Origin of the sequence: Stutzerimonas stutzeri, from assembly GCF_024448895.1 — a bacterium.
GTDB lineage: Bacteria > Pseudomonadota > Gammaproteobacteria > Pseudomonadales > Pseudomonadaceae > Stutzerimonas > Stutzerimonas stutzeri_Q.
In genome coordinates, this window is the sequence record NZ_JAMOIC010000023.1 from 44,386 (window position 1) to 62,968 (window position 18,583).

Here is an 18,583-nt window from a genome sequence, read left to right on the forward strand (position 1 = left end):
AATCGCCTGCTGCTCGCGAAGTGACGTCACGAGCAGCAGATAGGGGCGTGCGTCCGCACAAGCATGGGTTGGCTTGGCCGAATCAAGCCTCGCCTACCTGGACAACGACCTTTCCAAAGTTCTTGCCTTCGAGCAGGCCAATGAGTGCCTCGGGTGCATTTTCCAGGCCCTGGACGATCTGTTCGCGGTACTTGATCTTGCCCTCCGCGTACCACGCGCTCATGTCGCGGGCGAACTCGTCGTAGCGGTGGCCGTAGTCATTGAAGATGATGAAGCCCTGCATGCGCATGCGCTTCTTCAGCAGGGTGTCGAGCAGTAAGGGCAAGCGGTCCGGGCCATCCGGCAGGTCGGTGCTGTTGTATTGCGCGACTACGCCGCAGACCGGAACCCGGGCGCTGGTGTTGAGCAGTGGTAATACGGCGTCGAAGACCTTGCCGCCGACGTTTTCGAAATACACATCGATACCGTCCGGGCACTGCTTGGCCAATTGCGCTGGAAAATCGTCGGCACGGTGATCGATGCACGCGTCGAAGCCCAGTGTCTCCACCGCATGCCGGCATTTCTCCGAACCTCCAGCGATGCCCACTACGCGGCAACCTTTGAGCTTGCCGATCTGGCCGACGGTGGCGCCCACCGGCCCGGTTGCGGCGGCGACCACCAGCGTCTCACCGGCTTTGGGCTGACCGATGTCCAGCAGGCCCATGTAGGCAGTAAAGCCTGGCATTCCCAGCACCCCAAGTGCGTGCGAAGGATGCTTCATTTCAGCGCCGAGTTTGAGGAGGCCGTTGCCGTCGGACAGGGCGAAGTCCTGCCAGCCATTGCCGCTGAGTACCCATTCGCCTTCCTTATAGTCCGGGTGGCGTGACTCGACGACTTTACATACCGTGCCGCCGACCATTACGTCGTCGATTTCCAGCGGTGGCGCATAGGACGGCCCTGCGCTCATCCGGCCACGCATGTAAGGGTCGAGCGAGAGGTAGACGGTGCGAAGCAGGAGCTCGCCGTCGCCCGGGGTTGGTACCGGCCCGGTTTCAAGGCGGAAATTCTCGGCGGTGGGCGCGCCGTGCGGACGCGAAGCGAGGCGGATGCTGCGGTTGTGTTGCGCTTGCTGGGTCATTCGGTGTCTCCCGTGGGTCATCAAGACAGATGAGTGTGGGAGCGCGGTAAGCGTGGGGCGTTCAATAAATTGGAGCGAGGAGATTTACCGATGGCTGGGCTCTGTCGTGAATGCGCTCACCCTCTGCCCTGGATTAATACGAGATACCGAACTGCTGGCTCCCATTCGGCGGTTTGGAAGTAGCGCAGCCGAACCCTGGATGCGAAAAACCGGCTGTTTCATGCGTTCATACACGACTTAAGCACTGCTCAATATGCAGCTTCAGGCGATGCCGATGGCTTAGCCTGGTTCGGCTCGAGAGCCCGAAAACACTGCTCTGGAGGGCGATAAGAAGAGTTGTCATATTTCGTTGCAAGTTGCTGAACCCTTCCGAAGTTCCTCGGTCAGAGCAGTGCGTCATGGCCAATGCACATGACGGCCCATGTGGCGCGCTAGACGCGCTGCAGAGTTCAGGCACCTGACTGCCTGAGTGTATTCCCGCCTACCTGATCGAGTGCCGAGCGCCGCAATGGACCAGATATACGCAGTCGTACTGTCGTACAAACGCAAGGATTTGCTGAAGCGCTGCCTGGACGGGATAAACGCCCAGACGCGCCCCTGCGCCGGGATCATCGTTGTCGATAACGCCAGCAATGACGGCACCGAAGAGATGCTCCTGCAATCTCAGATCCCGAACCTGAAAGTGTACGTCCTGTCGCATAACACAGGTGCGTCGGGCGGCTTCAGTGCCGGCTTCCGGATTGCCTACCAGCAGGGCGCCGACTACATCTGGATGATGGACGACGACGTGATTCCGGAGCCGAATGCCCTGGAAGAACTGCTCAATGCTGGTGACAGGTTGCAGGCCAAGAGCCATCCGTATTCCTTCCTTCTATCTCGGGCCTATACCGAAGATGGCCTGCTGACCAACGTGCCTAGCGTCGATACACGTACGAATGAAGTCGATTACGAAAACTGGCCGCTGCTGCTCGATCTGGGTGTGATCCCGGTGCGTCCTGCAACCTACGTGTCGATCCTTGTTCCGCGATCTTCGCTGAAGCGCCATGGGCTGCCGCTGGCTCCGATGTTCATGTGGGGCGATGACACTGAGTACACGATGCGAATCAGTCAGGACGCACCCGGCTATCTGGTTGCGTCGAGTAAGGTTTGGCATCTGCGCAAGGTCAGTGGCTCGATCAGTATCCAGCGTGAGGTCGATCCGAATCGAACGGCTCTTCACCGTCATTTCGTGCGTAACGAGCTCTTCATCGCGCGTCGCTACCACAGCCGTCGGCGCGTGGTAACGGTGTTCCTGTCGCGTCTGATCCTTGCGGTACGGATGTTCAAAGCGGGGCAGACGCATAAATCCCGAATTGTTTTCAAAGGTCTGCTTGAGAGCTTCCGCTTCAAGCCGACTCCGGAGTCTGCGGACGCCCCAGTCGAAGCACTCGGTGTGACCTATCGGGTATTGAGCCCGGAGCCGTCGAGTCAGAAGCCTGATGATGCCGTTCAGGTGAAACCCGTCGAGACATCGCCAGCCGTGGAAGCGTCGACGCTTGAGGACAAGATCCCAAAGGCTGATCGCACCAATATGCGGGTGCTGGTTTGTGGTTCCGGTGGGCAAGTGGGTAACTGCATCCTCAACCAGGCTGCAAGCTTTGGCTTGGAAGCGATAGGGCTGACGAGGCAAGTGCTGGACATCACTTCGGCGACGCAGATTCGTGAGGCCATCGAGCATTACAAGCCCGCCCTGATTATCAACGCTGCGGCCTATACCAACCTGGATCACGCCGAAGCGGAAGTGGCGCAGGCCGAAGCGGTAAACCGCGACGGTGCCGCCAATCTGGCGATCGCTGCGAAGCAGTTCGGCATCCCGTTATTTCACCTGTCCAGCGAGTACGTTTTCTCCGGTGACGGGACAGCGCCCTATCGTGAGACCGATCAGCCGATGCCCAACAGCGTCTACGGCACGACCCGCCTGGCCGGCGAGGCGGCTATCAGCCAGACGCTGGACCGCTACCTGATCCTGCGGACCAGCTGGATCTACGGCGAGCGGGGCAACAACTTCGTCAGGACCATGCTGAATCTGGGAAGCAAGACCGAGCAAATTTCGGTTGTCAGCGATCAGGTCGGCTGCCCGACGCGTGCTCGCAGTGTCGCGCGGGTATTCATCGAGCTCGCGCTGCGCTATTGCCGCGACGGTGACCTTCGGTGGGGGCTGTACCACTACAGCGGTTCGTCCTGGTGCAGTTGGGCTGAGTTTGCGACCGAGATCTTCCGGGAGGCAGAGCAGGCTGGGCTTATCGACAAGGCTCCACGTGTTCTACCGGTTCCCAGTGAGCGACTGCCGCGCGCAGCCATGCGGCCTGCCTGGTCGGTGCTGGACTGCACATTGATCGAGACAACGTTCGGCATTCGCCCCAAGCACTGGCGTGAAGAGCTCAATCATGTGATCCGCCGTATGAGCGATGTGCCAACGGCGCCCTGTGGACCGGCGCCGAGCAGGGTTCCGTTCAGGGCTTACCCCTTCAGCATCGGAGACGAGTCGGCACAGCGGAACGTATCTCAAGCGGTTAGCCAGATCTGATTAGACCGAACGGTCGAGTCGTAAAATTTTTCTAAATGTTACGGTCTTAGGGCCACAACAGTACTAAGGGATTTAGTGATGACGGACGCAGTAATCAAGAGAGTCGGCGTGTCGGGTACAGGGATGATTTCGCACTGCTTTGTCCGCCTGATCATGCAGCACTACAAGGACATGGCAATCAGTCGCGTCCTTACCCGCAGACGCATCGACTCCATGCGCGACTTCCCGGCCAGGGATGCGTTGACCAATTCCATCGATGACCTGCTGGAGCATTCGGACATAATCGTCGAGTGCACGGGCGATGTGTTTTTCGGGACGGAAGTCATCGAGCGTGCGTTCGAAGCCGGGATTCCGGTCGTCACCATCAATGCCGAGCTTCAGATAACCACCGGCTCCTACCTTTCCGGCAAAGGCCTGCTGACCGAAGCAGAAGGCGATCAGCCGGGATCCCTGGCGGCGCTGCGTGAAGATGCGTTGCTCATGGGCTTCCAGCCGCTTGTCTACGGCAACATGAAGGGTTACCTGAACCACAACCCGAGCCGCGAAGACATGGCCTACTGGTCCAAGCGTCAGGGCACCAGTATTGAACAGACCACCTCGTTCACCGATGGCACCAAGGTGCAGATCGAGCAGGCTGTGGTGGGTAATGGATTCGGCGCGACGATCTCCAGGCGTGGCCTCGAAGGTGTCGCTTCGACGGATCTGAACGTCAGCGGCAACGCACTAGGCTTGATTGCCGAAGGGATCGGTCAGCCCATCGTCGATTATGTGTTGCCAAGCGGCTATTCGGCCGGCGGTGTATTTCTGGTCTGTCGACACGATGAGGATCAGGCGCCGGCAATCGAATACTTCAAGATGGGCGCTGGCCCTTACTATGTGCTGACCCGACCCTTCCACCTGTGCTCGCTCGAAGTCGGCAAGACGGTGCGTCGGGTGCTGGCCGGTGGCGGGGTGTTGTTGAACAACTCCGTGACGCCAACATTGGGTGTTGCCGCTATCGCCAAGCGTGAGATGAAAGCTGGCGACATGATCAGCCGTGGTATCGGTGGTTTCGACGTGCGTGGCGAAGCGGTCAGGCTAGTCGATGAACTCAACCATGTGCCCATCGGCCTGCTGAGAAATACCGTTTTGAAAAGGGCTGTCGAGCCGGGTCAGTTGCTCACCTTCGACGATATCGAAGTGCAGCCGAGTCGTGTGCTGGACATCATTATTCAGCAGCAGAAAATGATCCCGCGGATCGAGTCGATTCATTCAGGCAGCGGGATGCTTCAGCAGGCTCAGCAATAAGCCGTTGAAACAGAACTGAACATTGGTGCGGGGCTTGGGCTGTTTCAGTAGAGGGGCGCTGGCCACGCTCTAAACCAATGTGGCATGGGGCTTGATCAAGCACAGCTCCATTCAGAACAGAATATGTTCATGTCATCGACAGCCAGCGGATGCCGCGCCACTCGGCATCCATCTGGCTTGATCGCTGCGCTATACGAGCCGAGCGTTATCCCCGTTCGATACGAGTGCACCGGGTTCGCTTATGGTATTCCAAAGCGTTTTCGCCAATTGCACAACCGCACCGCCGAAGCCTAAGGCTTCGTTCTGAGCGTCCTGCTCGTTTTCAAATACCGCCAACACGCTGCCGTAGGAGTAGACGACTCCCCATTGCTCGGTGTTTTCGGTGTCTGCCTTTATGATGTCCATCGATGTTCTTCCTGAGGATGTTTCGAGGTGTGACAAAATCACGGCGCATTGATACCACGGAGTCAAATAAACGGCAATTGCCGTTCGGCGGCAGATTTGCGGGGTCAAGGCTGCAAGGCAGCAGAGCCGTCTAAAAGGGACCGGGATTGTTAACCGGATCCGGCGAATCGCTGGCTTCGCGCCTCAATCAAATGTTTGCTGTATGTTGTCTAAGGCTGCACTGCAGAGGCGGATCATGGCGCCTGAGTGCAGCCGTGTTTCAGCTTAAATGCGACGCTCACCGGGGTGGGTTTCATGACCCATGGGCGTCGCGTCTGGAAGGGTGACTTCAGGCTCGGAGAAGTCCGGGCTATGCACCTCGGAATCCATTGGCATGTGGCTGTAGCGCTGTTTGTCCGCCAGGTTCTGATGGTGCGCCTGCTGTTCGCCTTCGGTCAGGATGCGCTTGGCCTCACAGCGGCCGCTCATTTCGCGTGCTAACGCCATTCCGCCCATGGCTAGCTGCAACATGCCGCTGAGGCCGCCGCGGCGTAGGCCCTTGCCAAGTAGCATCAAGCCGCCGGCAACCGAAGCGGTGCGCTCCCAGCCATGTACGTTCTGTGGTGCAGTCTTGTCGAAAAGTCGATTCATGGTCGTCTACTCATCTATCTGTGTGGGAAGGGTGGTGAACGGCATTCAACCGAGCGGACTTTCGTCCAGGTCCTCGCGTTCATCGGTGCTTGAAGTATCAGCAGAATTTGGCTCGTCGCCGTATTCGTCATAATCCGGCGAAGTCATATCTTCGTCCGGTTTGGATTCGGTGCTGTTCATGGCTAACCTCACTGGTGTGTAAGGTTCGGCAACGGCGCTTGCTTGTTCGTTCTAGGTGACGGATGAACGGAATGGGCTCCGATAGCCCTTTATGGTTGGTTGCCGGTAAGCATCGCGGTCCTAGGGCAATGCTTGACACCGGAGAGGCACTCGCGCAAATTCCCCTAAACGTAATCTGATTACGCAAAAACAATAGCGCGCCGATCTTCGAGCGCGACATGACCTCAGCGTGGCAATGACGATGGAACAACTGGTCTTCCCCGGCTTCTGCTTATCCTTCCATGCACCTTCTCTCTGTGTGCATGCAGAAGCCCACGCCTATTCGCGCGGCTACGGTCAGGCCGTGTGAGCCGCTGACATGAAGACTCTTGGCTTTCGATTGACCCTTGGCGACCACCTCGGTCGCAGCGTCCGCGGGATTTCCTGTGCGCCGCCGAGTTGAGCATCGGTAACTGCTAACTCGTCTACGTACCGTTATTCCAAGGAGCCAATCATGGCCGACCTGTATGAAAACCCAATGGGCCTCATGGGCTTCGAGTTCATCGAATTCGCCTCGCCCACACCTAATGTCATCGAGCCCGTTCTGGAAAGCATGGGCTTCACCCACGTAGCCAACCACCGTTCGAAAGACGTCGCGCTGTATCGTCAGGGCGAGATCAACGCCATCGTCAACCGTGAAGCCAAAGGCCTGCCTGCCTACTTCGCCGCCGAACATGGGCCGTCCGTTTGTGGCATGGCGTTTCGTGTGAGGGATGCGCAGAAAGCCTATTCTCGCGCGCTGGAACTGGGCGCCCAGGCGATCGAACTGCCCACCGGGCCGATGGAACTACGGCTGCCCGCCATCAAGGGCATCGGCGGTGCACCGTTGTATCTGATCGATCGCTTCGGTGAAGGCAGCTCGATCTACGACATCGACTTTGTCTTCCTCGAAGGTGTCGACCGTCATCCTGTCGGCGCCGGGCTGAAGATCATCGATCACCTGACCCACAACGTGTACCGCGGGCGCATGGCCTACTGGGCGGACTTCTACGAGAAGCTGTTCAATTTCCGTGAGATCCGCTACTTCGATATCAAGGGCGAATACACCGGCTTGACGTCCAAGGCCATGACCGCCCCGGACGGCATGATCCGCATCCCGCTCAATGAGGAATCATCGAAAGGCGCTGGCCAGATCGAGGAGTTCCTTATGCAGTTCAACGGTGAGGGGATTCAGCACGTTGCCTTCCTCACCGACAACCTGATCGAGACCTGGGACAAGCTGAAGGCTGGCGGCACGGTATTCATGACTGCACCGCCCGAGACCTACTACGAAATGCTCGAGGGCCGGCTGCCCGGCCATGGCGAGCCAGTGGAAGAGTTAAAGTCGCGGGGCATTTTGCTGGACGGCGCGCTGGAAGACGGTGAGCAGCGCCTGCTGCTGCAGATCTTTTCCGGCACCGTGCTGGGCCCGGTCTTCTTCGAGTTCATTCAGCGCAAGGGCGATAGCGGATTTGGTGAAGGCAACTTCAAGGCGCTGTTCGAATCCATCGAGCGAGACCAGATCAAACGTGGCGTGCTAAGCACAGCGGAATAAGCCGTCGATAATCGCGGTGGTCGCAGGTCGGCCTCCGCGATTTCTGCCGATGCCGTTTCCGGCGGCGCCTGCATGCTAGGTTCGAGGCTTTCGCTTCAGCGCGCCTCGTTCAAACGCCAGTCATAGTCGAGAAACTCAAGCTCGACGCCATCGCGAATACGCTGCTGCTGAGCAGGATCGTCGCTTAACCATAGCGCCCGATCCGCCAGATAGCGCCAAACAGAACCCGCTTTGCGCTCGAAGTCCACTGCGTACCAGTCGAAGATTCTCGACACTTCAAGTCGATTGGCGCGAGGATCGAAGCGGTTGCGTTGGCGGTCTCTAAGGAAGCGTTCAAGGCTATCGTTCAGCTGTTCATCCAATTGCACTGCCGTCAAAGCGCTTGGGCGCAGGGCAGGGCAGCCCAGCGAGGCACAGTTGACGACGAAATGAATGCGCGGCTCATCGTAGCGGCCGGGTTGGCGGATCAGCCCATGTTCGACGTCGTCGAGACTTAGCGTCTCATCCAGTAGCGAAATGAAGCGACGCTTCCATGGCGAGCGGAACAGATTGCCGATCTCCTTGATCGACTCTATTGGGTAATGATCCAGAATCAGCTGCACGGTGAACGCGTTGTATGCATTGATCAGGAAGGCCAGACGTTCATCTCGTGACCATTGCTCGAACTGCGCTCGGCTGACCGAGGAGAGCTGCAGCAAATAGGCATCGAGCTCGGTGCGATCCTTTGCAAAGGCCGGGTAGTCGACTTCGCTGGTCACTCCACTCCGGGTCCACTGCACATGACGCTCCAGCAGGATGCTCCAGTCATGATGGCTATGATCGAACGACGCCGCTTGCGCCCAACCGCTCAGAGCAAGCAGCGTCCAGAGGAAGAGTGTTTTCATGGGCTTTTTTTCGCGGTGCCTTCGTCTGCAGATTTGGGCGAGCTGGACGATCCGCTGTAAAGCTTCGCCAGCCTGAAAGGCGAAATCTTGAGCATGAAGCCCACTGCAAGCAGGCGATTGCGCAGCGAGCGCCGCCACCAGCCATCGCGTTTCCAGCGGCGGGCGCTGACCCCTAGTCCGCTATCGACGCGGCACAACGGTCCCAGCCTGCGCAGACCTTTCACCAGTGGCACCTCCTCGAACAGCGGCCAGGCGGCGTGCTGCCCGGCATGGAAGTAGGCGTCGCGCCGGGCAAAGATGCCCTGGTCTCCGTAGGGCACGCCGACCCTGTTGCGTAAGGCGACCAGACGCTCGATCAACCGGCCCTGCCAGTCATGCGAGTCGATGAAACGAAAGGCGAAATAGCCACCGGCGGCGTTTGCATCGATAGCGCTGCGAATACCCGCCAGCGCATGGCGCTCGATGTGTGCATCGGCATGGAGAAACCAGAACACCTGATGTTCGGCCAGCGATGCGCCCTGACGCAGCTGATCTCCGCGTGAAGGAGTGGCGGGGGACCAGAGCGCGCCGAAGCGTTGGCACAGCAGCTGGCAGTGTTCACTGGGCGCAGCGTCTACCACGATGATCTGCAGTAACGCGTCCTCTTCCGTTTCGGCCTGGCGCAGGTTGGTGAGCAGTCGCTTCAGCGGGGCTTCATCCTTCCAGCAGGGAATGATCACGCTGACTTCGAATGCGACTGTCATACCGAGTGGTCGCCCTGCCTATCCAGCAACGCCATCAAGGCGCGACGGGCAGGGCGGGGATCGTCTGCAAGCTGCTGCCTCGCGAAAGAGAGGTCAGCCTGCTCGTCGATATCGAAGCATTGCCCGCACCATTCCACGGAGTGACCTTCACCAAGGCAGACGTTCGCAAGCGCGTCGCCGAGGCGGGGAGTACTCCACGGCAGGTCTGTCAGATCGGGCCAGGGGCGGTTGGAGGCCATCAAGGTCACTCCGCCGTCTCGTGCTCGGATCAGCACGGTGTCATAACTGTGCAGTGCGGTCCGCACGCGCTGGTAGTCAGCTTGCGTCAGGGCCGGCGCGTCACTGCCGATGAATGCCAGCGCGTGATGACCGCGATCACGCAGACCACGATCCAGCGCGTTCAAACGGTCCCCCAGGTTTCCGTTTTGTTGGGCCAGACAAAAGGCGTGCGGCGCCTGCTGCTGCGCCCAGCCACAAGCGTCAGGATGGTCTGGGGCAATCACGACAGCGCCGGGCCAGTCGTTGAGGTCTTCCAGGGCGCAATCGAGGAGGTGTTCAGCGATCTGCAGTGCCGACTCCGCCCCAACCTGAGCCGCCAGCCGTTGTTTGCCGTAGCCAAGTGCGGGCCGTTTGCAGACCAGCACCAAGGCGGGGTGATTCGACAGCTTCTGTTCTGCGCTCATCGTTTGGCTCGGTTGATGGTTTCGGACTGGCCGGTAGGCCGAGCGTCCAGGTAATGGATCATATGTCTCAAGCGGCCAGGGTCAGCCAAGGCGCCAACGATGAAAGCGCGCGACCCAGCTCAATAACCGGGCCGGGGCATGGGCCCGCTTCCACTCGCCTGCGGCGTATTTGTTCGCTTCAGCCAGCGTCGGATAGATGTGAATGGTGCCGAGGATCTTGTTCAAGCCCAGGCCGTGTTTTATTGCCGACACGTATTCGATGATCAGGTCGCCCGCATGCTCGCCGACGATGGTTACGCCGAGAATCCGGTCTTTCCCCGGAACAGTCAGTACCTTGATGTACCCTTGGGCGTTGTCGTCAGCGATGGCGCGATCAAGCTCATCCATGGCAAAGCGGGTCACTTCATAGGCGACGCCCTGTGCTTTGGCTTCGCGCTCGTTGAGGCCGACATCCGCCACTTCCGGGTCGGTAAAGGTCGCCCTGGGAATGACGCGGTAATCGACCTTGAAACGTTTGATACTGCCGAACAGGCCGTTGACCGCGCCATACCAGGCCTGATGCGCCGAAACATGAGTGAATTGGAACGGGCCAGTCACATCCCCCACGACGAAGACATTGGGGAAGCGGGTGGCTAGGGAATCGTCGCACGCAAGGGTGCCATTGCCCCGTACTTCCAGGCCCAGTTCCTGAACACCGAAACCCTCGACATTGGCGGTACGGCCCAGGGCCACTAGCACCTGATCGAAATCGAAGCCAACTTCAGCGTGATTAGCGAGGTCGTTGCAGACGAGCCGCCTCTGGCCATCGACCACCTCGAAGCGCGTGGCAGTGTGCTGCAAGCGCACGTCAACGCCATCTGCATGAAGCCCGGCTAGGACGGCTGCGCTGGCCTCATCGTCCTCTCGCGGCAGTAGCCGCTCGTTGCGCTGTATCAGAGTGACTACCGAGCCGAGCCGTTGAAAGGCCTGCGCCAGTTCGCAGCCAATCGGCCCGCCGCCTAGTACCAACAGACGCTTGGGTTGCTCGCGCAAGCCCCATAGGGTGTCCGAGGTCAGCGGCGCCACCCGATCGATTCCTGGGATGTCGGGCACTGTGGGACGGGCGCCGGTCGCGATCACGATGGCGCGTGTGGTCAGGCGTTGACCATTGACCTCCACCGACCACGGCGACGTGATGCGCGCTTCGCCCTCGATCACCTCGACGCCGAGTTTCGTATACCGCTCGACCGAGTCGTGCGGCTCGATCTTGGCTACTACCTGCTGAATGCGCTCCATCACTGCGGCGAAATCCACTTCTCCAGCGACTGCCCTGAAGCCCAGCCGCTCGGCTTTCTTCAGGTCATGGGCCAGCTTTGCCGAGCGGATCAGTGCTTTCGATGGGACGCAGCCCGTGTTCAGGCAATCGCCGCCCATCTTGTGCTTCTCGATCAGCGTGACCTTGGCTTTGACGGCTGCAGCAATATAAGCGCTGACCAGGCCACCAGACCCCGCGCCGATGACCACGAGATTGCGATCGAAGCGCCGCGGCTTTTTCCAGGCGCTGTAGACCTTGCGGGCCTTGACCCACTCCAGTGTCTTTCGCGAAAGGAATGGCAGCAGGCCCAGCATGACGAAGGCACCGATCAGGCCGGGTGAAAGAATGCCGCCCAGCGATTCCAACTGCCCTAATTCTCTGCCGGCATTCACATACACCAGCGTGCCCGGCAGCATGCCCAGCTGGCTGACCCACCAGAAAGTGCGCGCCGGTAGGCTGGTCAGGCCCATCGCCAGATTGATCAGGAAGAATGGAAATACCGGCACCAGCCGCAAGGCGAACAGATAACTGGGGCCTTCTCGCTCAACACCCTCGTCGATCCTGCCCAGGCGATGGCGGAAGCGCGACTGCACCCAGCCACGCAACAGGTAGCGACTGAGCAGCATGGCCAGCGTCGCGCCGAGGGTTGACGCGACGGATGCCAGCGCGGTCCCCCCGGCCAGACCGAACAGTGCACCACCCACGAGCGTCATCAGCGCCGCGCCGGGCAGTGAAAGTGCGGTAACCAGTACATAGACGACGAAGAAGACGCCCGCGGCGACCCACGGCTGCGCAGCCACTTGTGCATCGAGAGACGTTTGTTGCGACTTGATGGCGTCAAGATTGAAGTACTGGCCAATATCGAACAGGAAGAACGCGGCCAGCAGCACCAGTATCAGGATCACCAGCGCAATTTTTCGGCTATTCATCCGTGCAACTCCGTTGATAGAGGCGCATCCCCTCGGTTCGAGAAGTCGCCGGGAGCAGTGCATCCGCGCATATCAACAGGGTGCCCGCGGGCTGCGCCGCAGCAGATAACCGGGCAACAGATAACCCAGGGTGCAAAGCAGCAAACCGTAGAAGTTGGTACCCAGCAGAAGCGCGTATTTGCCGTCGCCGATGGCCCAGGCTTGCGGAATCCAGTCCAGTGTCAGCGCGATCCCGAGGCCAAGGCCGGTCCAGAAACTCAAGTGGAAGCCCAGGCGCGTCGCTTGCGTCAGGCCGTGAAGGATAAACACCGGAGCGAGCCCAATGACCATTGTGCCGCTGATGGTGGTGGCCGTGAGAATGTCCGTCCCGGCGATCATCGGCAGGTTGCCCAGCAGGGCGAACAGGATCATTGCGCCCATCCCCAGACCGATCGCCCGGGTCCCGAGATCGCGTCCGGCCAGCAAAGGCAACTCGCGACCAACCAGCTTCGCAAGGCTGGAAAATGTCGAGTCCAGCGTAGAGCCGGCCGCGGATACCATCACCACTGTCATCACCATCAGCGCGCCGATGCCCATGGTTTTCGCCAACGCAGCCGGAACGTTGTCCGACGCAGCCAGCCCGCTCAGCTGGGCATGCACGCCGATCAGGCTGAACGCGAGAATGGCGATAAAGCCCAGTACGCCGGCGACCAGGAATGCACGTCGCATTGTGCGCTCTTCGCTGATGAAGCCGCGATCAGTCAGTACCGGGTCGTGGAAGCCGTAGCTCAGCGCCTGCAAACCGGCAACAAGTAGCAGGTCGACACCGGCGTCCATCGACCAGCGACTGGTGCTCGCCAGTTCAGCTGCCGAGTGTTGTGGAAGCACCAGGCCCAGCACCCAGACCAGCGCCACGATGAAGATTGCCATCTGTGCCGCGTCGGTCAGGATCGAGCTGCGCAGGCCGCCGCGCAGGCTGTAGCCGAGCGTGACCAGGGTAAACAGCAAGGCAGCGCCGATGAACTCGGCGCTGCCGGATGCCCCGTAATAGCCGCCTACCACCGCCGTGTTACTCCATACCTCGTTGAAAAGGCGAATCAGGATCGCTGCAGAAAAGGCCAGCGCCGCGGCGTGGCCGTAATGGCTCGACAGGAGACTCACCAGCCCCTCGGCCGCAAAGCGTCGACGCAAGCGATAGATGACGAAACCCGTCAGCGGAATCGACAACCAGTAGGTTGCATAAGCCAACCCGCCAACCAGCCCATAGCTGGCGCCAAGATTGGCCGCATTTGTAACTGATTTGGCGAAGATCCAACTGATGAAAATGCTGGAGGTCAGCAGCCAGGGGGCTACGTTACGGCCCTGGCGGTCCTGCCCCTCGAAAAACCCGCCAAGCGTCACCGAGCGTGGCGACAAGGCCAGCATCGCCACGCCGTACATCACCAGAAAACCCCAGAAAAACACGCCCATCCAGCTGCCAGTTTCCATGCAGACATCCTTATTCGATCAGGCTACCGCCGCAACTTGAGCCTTGCCCGGCGGTGCAGGCGTAGCAATGGTCGCGCGTGACGATGGGATTGCCTTCGAGGGTGTCGGTACGCAACAGATCACGCAGGTGAGGGCGGTCACGCCCGATCAGCCCCGGGTTTGCCATGGGCAGCTCAAGCATCTGGTTGAAGTCGCAGTCATAAAGAAAGCCCTGCCAGTCGACACTGACCAGGCTTCGGCACATCACGGCATCCAGGTTGGCTGGTCGATAGCTGTCGCGCAGCAATTGCATGTAACCGGCAAATTGCCCCTTGCTGATCAGGGTGCTACCGAAGCGAGCAATGGGCTGATTGGTGATGGTGAGCAGATGATTGAACGCTACCCCGAAATCCTCGTCGAGATGCGCCTTGTAGTCGGCTTCCAGTTGGGCTTGAGGCGGTGGCAGGCTGGGGCCCTGAGGGTTGTAGACGAGATTCAACACCAGGCCGCTGCCTTCGACGCCGTAGCCGAGCTTGTTAAGCTTTTGCAGGCCCGCGATGCTGGCCTCGAAGACCCCATCCCCGCGTTGCTTGTCGACATTTTCGCGTGAGTAACAGGGCAGGGATGCACTGACTTCGACGCCCTGATCGGCGAGAAACTGTGCCAGATCGTCGTAACCCGGCTCGCTCAGGATCGTCAGGTTGCAGCGGTCGATGACCCGCAGCCCTTCACGGCGCGCATGCGTGACGATCTCCCGAAACCGCGGGTGCATCTCTGGTGCGCCACCCGTGAGGTCGAGGGTTTGCACGGGATGCGCGTCAATCACTTCATGCAGAAGGCTGAGGCTTTCATCGGTCATCGCCTCGGTCCGGGTCGGCCCTGCGTTTACGTGACAGTGCAGGCAGCGCTGATTGCAGCGATAGGTGAGGTTGACCTGCAGCGCTTCGAGGGCCCCTCTGCGGATTGGCGGAAAGTCCAGGCTATTCAGGAGTGGAAGCGTGGCGTGCATGGCGTGGCTACTCCTCGGTGTGTGGTTGGCCGGCGTCACCGGGCGCAGCGTTGGAGATAGCGCGCAGGTGGCTCGGCAGCTCATCCAGTGTCTTCAACGTAGCGTTCGGCTCGACACCCCAAGGGTCGAATTGCACGCCCGGATCCCGGCGAAGCCAGGCTGTCTTCAGCCCCGCGTGAGCCGCACCGAGCACATCGAACGGATTCCCCGAGACCAGACAGATGTGCTCGGCCGGCTCCCCCACGATGTCGCACAAATGAGCATAAACCTCTGGCGCGGGCTTGAACGATTGGACGTCTTCAACACTCACCACCGCTGCAAAAGCGTCGCGAATACCCGCGCGTCGCAGCAAACCTTCCACGGCCTGCCGGCTTCCGTTAGAGAAGGCATAGAGAGCAAAACCTTCGACAGCGAGCTGCTGCAGGCTGATTTCAACATCTACGAAGGCGTCCAACTCGGCGTACGCCTGCATCATCCGAGCGATCTCTGGCTCACCTAAGGCTTGCCCGTGTTGATGAGTTGCGTAGACCAGCGCATCGCGCGTGCACACTGAAAAGTCGCAGTAATCGCGCATCAGACCACGCCGAAAACTGTATTCCAGCTGTTTCTGACGCCACAGAGCTGAGATTGCCGCAGCGGAGTCACCGACAAGCTCGGTCAGTTTGCCCAGCACTGCCTGGGTATCGATGAGCGTTCCGTAAATGTCGAACGCGACAGCCTTGATCATGAGCACCCTCTACTGTGACTGGACGCCTTCGGTCCACTGGGATGAAGAATCAACGCAGACTGGCCATGATGAGCGCGATCACCTGCGAAAGATCGTGGCGAGCAAGGCCGGACTTGCTCTGGGTACGCAGCCCGCTCATTGCGCAGTGCATGTACAGAGCCCAATGCGCAGGCGGTTTTTCGGCAGACATCTCGGCACTGCCCTGTGCCTGAGCGAAGGCCTGCTCGAACACATCCCGAAAGCGCTGCGTGGCGAGCTCAATGAGAGGCTGGAATACCGGATGTCCGGTGGAGAACTCGTTGGCGACATTGACCAGCATGCAGCCGCGGGGCGTACCTGATTCAGCGTCATCCAGCACCGACAGCAGACAGTCATGAATGAATGCCAGGGGCGATGATGCCCGCGCCAGCCGCTCGCTCATCAGCTGCGCGCGAAGGTTGAAGTAGCGGGTAAATGCGGCCTCGAAGACCTGCTGCTTATTACCAAAACTTTCGTACAGGCTGCTTTTGGAAAGCCCGGTCGCATCGAGCAAATCCTGCAGGCTCGTAGCCTCATAGCCCTTGCTCCAGAAAAGCTGCATGGCACTTTCCAGCACAAGGTCGGGGTCGAAGTTTCTCGGGCGGCCGCGGGTCATGTCTAGATTATGGACCGAGCGGTTCGTAAATCAAGGCGGCCATTACGTTAGCAAGACGTCGCTACGAACGATTGCGTCGGCTGGCTTCTGCTTGCTTGTCTTGGTGCTCTAGGTGTCTGTCCCGGGCTGATGCCGGGGTAGGCCGACGGAAATGATTGCGGCCAATAGCACGAAGGCGCTGGACACCCACAGGCAGGCCTGAAGTCCATAAGCCTGGAAAATCCATCCGGAGAGCATGGTGCCGAGCAGCCGGCCCATGGCGTTCGACATGTAGTAGAAGCCCACATCGAGCGATACGCCGTCTTCCTTGGCGTAGGAGACGATCAGGTAGCTATGCAGCGATGAGTTCACTGCGAACAACACGCCGAATAGCATCAGCCCGCCCAGCAAAACCCAGTGTGCAGACAGTTGGGTGTCCAGGCCCAACGCAATCGCAGCGGGCAAACCAGCAAGGAGCAGCGCCCATATCAGCGCGGCACGACCATCGGGTACCTGTCCCTTTGCGCGGCCGGTGAACAGTGGCGCGAACGATTGCACGATGCCGTAACCGATGATCCAGGCAGCCAGAAATGCACCGACGCGCCAGTGATCCCAGCCAAAGGTGCTCGCCAGATAAACCGGTAGCGCGACCACGAACCAGACATCACGTGCGCCGAAGAGAAACAGCCTTGCCGCCGAGAGAATGTTGATGGCCCGGCTCTTGGACAGAATCTCCTTGAACTTCGGCTTTGCTTTTGCCTTCCCGAGATCCTTCTTCAACAGCATCAGGCTCGCTATCCAAACCAGGGTCAGAAGGGCGGCCATCGCCAGCACAGCGCCGCGGAACTCCAGCCACACCAGCAGCACGCCGCCCAGAAAGAAGCCGACACCCTTAAGCGCGTTTTTAGAGCCTGTAAGCAGCGCCACCCACTTATAGAGCGTGCCTTGGGCACCAGCTGGGACCAGCAATTTGATCGAGCTTTTGGCGCTCATCTTGTTGAGGTCCTTGGCGATACCGGACATCGCCTGGGCCGCCATCACCCAGGGAACGATGAGCCAGTGGCTGGGCACTGTGAGCAGCAGTAGCGCTACCACTTGCAGCGCAAGGCCAATGTTCATGGTTCTGTTCAGGCCCAGCCGCGCACCCAGCCAGCCCCCCACGAGATTGGTGACGACCCCGAAGATCTCGTAGAAGAGAAACAGCATGGCGATCTGCAGAGGGGCATAACCCAGCTGGTGGAAGTGCAGCACCACCAGCATGCGCAGGGCACCGTCTGTGAGAGTGAAAGCCCAGTAGTTCGCGGTCACGACCAGGTACTGGCGGACTTCCGGGGCGAGGCGGGAGAGGGCGTGCATGGTCGAGTCCGTGGTGAGTTGATGCAGTCCGAGCAGACCGGCGCAACCGATGAGGGGCAAGTGAATCTCGCCCGTGTCACCATCGGAAGTTCTCAGGATGGCGTCACGGGCGGGCCGAGAGGGTTAACTCAGTCGGCGAGGCCAACCTTTCGCGCCAGCTCTACGGTGCGGTTGGCGTAGCCCCACTCGTTGTCGTACCAGGCATAGAGCTTCACCTGGGTGCCGTTCACCACCATCGTCGACAGCGCATCGATGATCGAGGAACGCGGATCGGTCCGGTAATCGATGGAAACCAGCGGCCGCTCTTCGTAGCCGAGAATGCCCTTCAGCGGACCTTCGCTCGCGGCAGCCTTCAGCAGCTGATTGACCTCATCGACGGACGTGCTGCGCTCGACCTCGAATACGCAGTCGGTCAGCGAGGCATTGGCCAGCGGGACGCGCACGGCATGCCCATTGAGCTTGCCGCGCAGCTCGGGGAAGATCTCCGCGATCGCAGTGGCCGAGCCCGTGGTGGTCGGTATCAGGCTCATGCCGGATGCGCGGGCGCGGCGCAGGTCCTTGTGCGGCTGATCGAGGATGCTTTGAGTGTTGGTCAGGTCGTGAATGGTGGTGATCGAGCCGTGGCCAATGCCGAGGTGCTCATGGATCACCTTGACCACCGGCGCCAAGCAATTGGTGGTGCAGGATGCGGCGGTGACGATGCGATGTTGGGCTGGGTCGAATAGCTCGTCGTTGACGCCCATGACGATGTTGAGCGCACCGGCCTCCTTGATGGGCGCGCTGACGACCACGCGTTTAACGCCCTGATCCAGATAGCCTTGCAGCACCGCGACGGTCTTCATCTTTCCGCTGGCCTCGATCACCAGATCGCAGTCTGACCAATCTGTGTCTGCGATGGCCTTGTTTGCGGTCACCTGGATTCGCTTGCCTGCGATCACAACGCAATCGCCTCCACTGCTCGCTTCGTGCTGCCAGCGGCCGTGTACCGAATCGAAATTCAAGAGGTGTGCGTGGGTCGCCGCGTCACCGGCCGGATCGTTGATGCGAATGAAATCCAGCTCGGGCCAGTCCCAGGCAGCGCGCAGTGCCAGGCGCCCGATTCGGCCGAAGCCATTGATGCCTACCTTGATCGTCATCGTTT

The 18,583-nt window shown here is 59.9% G+C and carries 17 protein-coding genes; 3 read left to right on the plus strand and 14 right to left on the minus strand.

Annotated elements, in window-relative coordinates; translation table 11 throughout:
* Positions 1–82: 82 nt before the first annotated feature.
* A complete protein-coding gene (locus NA619_RS20905) occupies positions 83–1,117 on the minus strand; it encodes an NADP-dependent oxidoreductase (protein WP_255963737.1) in 1,035 nt (344 codons plus the stop codon).
* A gap of 508 nt (positions 1,118–1,625) precedes the next feature.
* On the opposite strand from NA619_RS20905, the gene rfbD reads away from it, so the two are divergent.
* Both rfbD and NA619_RS20915 read left to right on the plus strand, forming a co-directional pair.
* A complete protein-coding gene (rfbD, locus tag NA619_RS20910; protein ID WP_255963738.1) occupies positions 1,626–3,683 on the plus strand; it encodes a dTDP-4-dehydrorhamnose reductase in 2,058 nt (685 codons plus the stop codon).
* Positions 3,684–3,806: 123 nt separating this feature from the next.
* Positions 3,807–4,970: an NAD(P)-dependent oxidoreductase gene (locus NA619_RS20915; RefSeq protein WP_255963769.1), complete on the plus strand. Its 1,164-nt coding sequence runs from the start codon at positions 3,807–3,809 to the stop codon at positions 4,968–4,970.
* A gap of 189 nt (positions 4,971–5,159) precedes the next feature.
* Here the strand turns inward: NA619_RS20915 and NA619_RS20920 are convergent, their stop codons facing one another.
* The 3 genes from NA619_RS20920 to NA619_RS20930 all read right to left on the minus strand — a co-directional run bounded on the left by NA619_RS20920 (position 5,160) and on the right by NA619_RS20930 (position 6,185).
* Positions 5,160–5,375, minus strand: coding sequence for a hypothetical protein (locus NA619_RS20920; RefSeq protein WP_255963739.1), 216 nt, complete (start codon positions 5,373–5,375; stop codon positions 5,160–5,162).
* Positions 5,376–5,639: 264 nt separating this feature from the next.
* The gene (locus NA619_RS20925) at positions 5,640–6,005 is read right to left on the minus strand and encodes a hypothetical protein (RefSeq protein ID WP_255963740.1); all 366 of its coding nucleotides are present in this window, start codon (positions 6,003–6,005) and stop codon (positions 5,640–5,642) included.
* Positions 6,006–6,050: 45 nt separating this feature from the next.
* On the minus strand, positions 6,051–6,185 hold the full coding sequence (locus NA619_RS20930) for a hypothetical protein (protein WP_255963741.1): 135 nt from the start codon (positions 6,183–6,185) through the stop codon (positions 6,051–6,053).
* 493 nt (positions 6,186–6,678) lie between these two features.
* Between NA619_RS20930 and hppD the strand changes: the two genes are divergently transcribed.
* On the plus strand, positions 6,679–7,758 hold the full coding sequence (gene hppD / locus NA619_RS20935) for a 4-hydroxyphenylpyruvate dioxygenase (RefSeq protein WP_255963742.1): 1,080 nt from the start codon (positions 6,679–6,681) through the stop codon (positions 7,756–7,758).
* A gap of 95 nt (positions 7,759–7,853) precedes the next feature.
* Here hppD and NA619_RS20940 read toward each other — a convergent pair whose 3' ends face one another.
* The 10 genes from NA619_RS20940 to NA619_RS20985 all read right to left on the minus strand — a co-directional run bounded on the left by NA619_RS20940 (position 7,854) and on the right by NA619_RS20985 (position 18,578).
* The gene (locus tag NA619_RS20940; protein WP_255963743.1) at positions 7,854–8,642 is read right to left on the minus strand and encodes a DUF547 domain-containing protein; all 789 of its coding nucleotides are present in this window, start codon (positions 8,640–8,642) and stop codon (positions 7,854–7,856) included.
* Positions 8,639–9,385, minus strand: coding sequence for a glycosyltransferase (locus NA619_RS20945; RefSeq protein WP_255963744.1), 747 nt, complete (start codon positions 9,383–9,385; stop codon positions 8,639–8,641). The genes NA619_RS20940 and NA619_RS20945 overlap by 4 nt, the downstream gene beginning before the upstream one ends.
* Positions 9,382–10,068 carry a DUF2064 domain-containing protein gene (locus NA619_RS20950; RefSeq protein WP_255963745.1) on the minus strand — a complete coding sequence of 229 codons (687 nt, stop codon included), beginning with the start codon at positions 10,066–10,068 and terminating at the stop codon, positions 9,382–9,384. Before NA619_RS20950 ends, NA619_RS20945 begins: the two co-directional genes overlap by 4 nt.
* An 81-nt stretch (positions 10,069–10,149) precedes the next feature.
* On the minus strand, positions 10,150–12,291 hold the full coding sequence (locus tag NA619_RS20955) for an FAD-dependent oxidoreductase (RefSeq protein WP_255963746.1): 2,142 nt from the start codon (positions 12,289–12,291) through the stop codon (positions 10,150–10,152).
* A 72-nt stretch (positions 12,292–12,363) separates the two neighbouring features.
* On the minus strand, positions 12,364–13,758 hold the full coding sequence (locus NA619_RS20960; RefSeq protein ID WP_255963747.1) for a sodium:solute symporter: 1,395 nt from the start codon (positions 13,756–13,758) through the stop codon (positions 12,364–12,366).
* 10 nt (positions 13,759–13,768) lie between these two features.
* The gene (gene arsS / locus NA619_RS20965; RefSeq protein WP_255963748.1) at positions 13,769–14,746 is read right to left on the minus strand and encodes an arsenosugar biosynthesis radical SAM (seleno)protein ArsS; all 978 of its coding nucleotides are present in this window, start codon (positions 14,744–14,746) and stop codon (positions 13,769–13,771) included.
* A 7-nt stretch (positions 14,747–14,753) separates the two neighbouring features.
* Positions 14,754–15,473 (minus strand): haloacid dehalogenase type II, encoded by a 720-nt coding sequence (locus tag NA619_RS20970; RefSeq protein WP_255963749.1) that lies wholly within the window; start codon positions 15,471–15,473, stop codon positions 14,754–14,756.
* A gap of 49 nt (positions 15,474–15,522) precedes the next feature.
* Positions 15,523–16,053 (minus strand): TetR/AcrR family transcriptional regulator, encoded by a 531-nt coding sequence (locus NA619_RS20975; protein WP_255963750.1) that lies wholly within the window; start codon positions 16,051–16,053, stop codon positions 15,523–15,525.
* Positions 16,054–16,215: 162 nt separating this feature from the next.
* Positions 16,216–17,442 (minus strand): organoarsenical effux MFS transporter ArsJ, encoded by a 1,227-nt coding sequence (gene arsJ / locus NA619_RS20980; RefSeq protein WP_255963751.1) that lies wholly within the window; start codon positions 17,440–17,442, stop codon positions 16,216–16,218.
* 128 nt (positions 17,443–17,570) lie between these two features.
* Positions 17,571–18,578, minus strand: a complete 1,008-nt coding sequence (locus NA619_RS20985) for an ArsJ-associated glyceraldehyde-3-phosphate dehydrogenase (protein ID WP_255963752.1) — start codon at positions 18,576–18,578, stop codon at positions 17,571–17,573.
* Positions 18,579–18,583: the final 5 nt, after the last annotated feature.

Excerpts from the sequence above, each read along its gene's own strand:
- NA619_RS20905 (WP_255963737.1), bottom strand. The coding sequence starts at position 1,117 with ATGACCCAGCAAGCGCAACACAACCGCAGCATCCGCCTCGCTTCGCGT.
- rfbD (WP_255963738.1), top strand. The coding sequence starts at position 1,626 with ATGGACCAGATATACGCAGTCGTACTGTCGTACAAACGCAAGGATTTG.
- NA619_RS20915 (WP_255963769.1), top strand. The coding sequence starts at position 3,807 with ATGATTTCGCACTGCTTTGTCCGCCTGATCATGCAGCACTACAAGGAC.
- NA619_RS20920 (WP_255963739.1), bottom strand. The coding sequence starts at position 5,375 with ATGGACATCATAAAGGCAGACACCGAAAACACCGAGCAATGGGGAGTC.
- NA619_RS20925 (WP_255963740.1), bottom strand. The coding sequence starts at position 6,005 with ATGAATCGACTTTTCGACAAGACTGCACCACAGAACGTACATGGCTGG.
- NA619_RS20930 (WP_255963741.1), bottom strand. The coding sequence starts at position 6,185 with ATGAACAGCACCGAATCCAAACCGGACGAAGATATGACTTCGCCGGAT.
- hppD (WP_255963742.1), top strand. The coding sequence starts at position 6,679 with ATGGCCGACCTGTATGAAAACCCAATGGGCCTCATGGGCTTCGAGTTC.
- NA619_RS20940 (WP_255963743.1), bottom strand. The coding sequence starts at position 8,642 with ATGAAAACACTCTTCCTCTGGACGCTGCTTGCTCTGAGCGGTTGGGCG.
- NA619_RS20945 (WP_255963744.1), bottom strand. The coding sequence starts at position 9,385 with ATGACAGTCGCATTCGAAGTCAGCGTGATCATTCCCTGCTGGAAGGAT.
- NA619_RS20950 (WP_255963745.1), bottom strand. The coding sequence starts at position 10,068 with ATGAGCGCAGAACAGAAGCTGTCGAATCACCCCGCCTTGGTGCTGGTC.
- NA619_RS20955 (WP_255963746.1), bottom strand. The coding sequence starts at position 12,291 with ATGAATAGCCGAAAAATTGCGCTGGTGATCCTGATACTGGTGCTGCTG.
- NA619_RS20960 (WP_255963747.1), bottom strand. The coding sequence starts at position 13,758 with ATGGAAACTGGCAGCTGGATGGGCGTGTTTTTCTGGGGTTTTCTGGTG.
- arsS (WP_255963748.1), bottom strand. The coding sequence starts at position 14,746 with ATGCACGCCACGCTTCCACTCCTGAATAGCCTGGACTTTCCGCCAATC.
- NA619_RS20970 (WP_255963749.1), bottom strand. The coding sequence starts at position 15,473 with ATGATCAAGGCTGTCGCGTTCGACATTTACGGAACGCTCATCGATACC.
- NA619_RS20975 (WP_255963750.1), bottom strand. The coding sequence starts at position 16,053 with ATGCAGCTTTTCTGGAGCAAGGGCTATGAGGCTACGAGCCTGCAGGAT.
- arsJ (WP_255963751.1), bottom strand. The coding sequence starts at position 17,442 with ATGCACGCCCTCTCCCGCCTCGCCCCGGAAGTCCGCCAGTACCTGGTC.
- NA619_RS20985 (WP_255963752.1), bottom strand. The coding sequence starts at position 18,578 with ATGACGATCAAGGTAGGCATCAATGGCTTCGGCCGAATCGGGCGCCTG.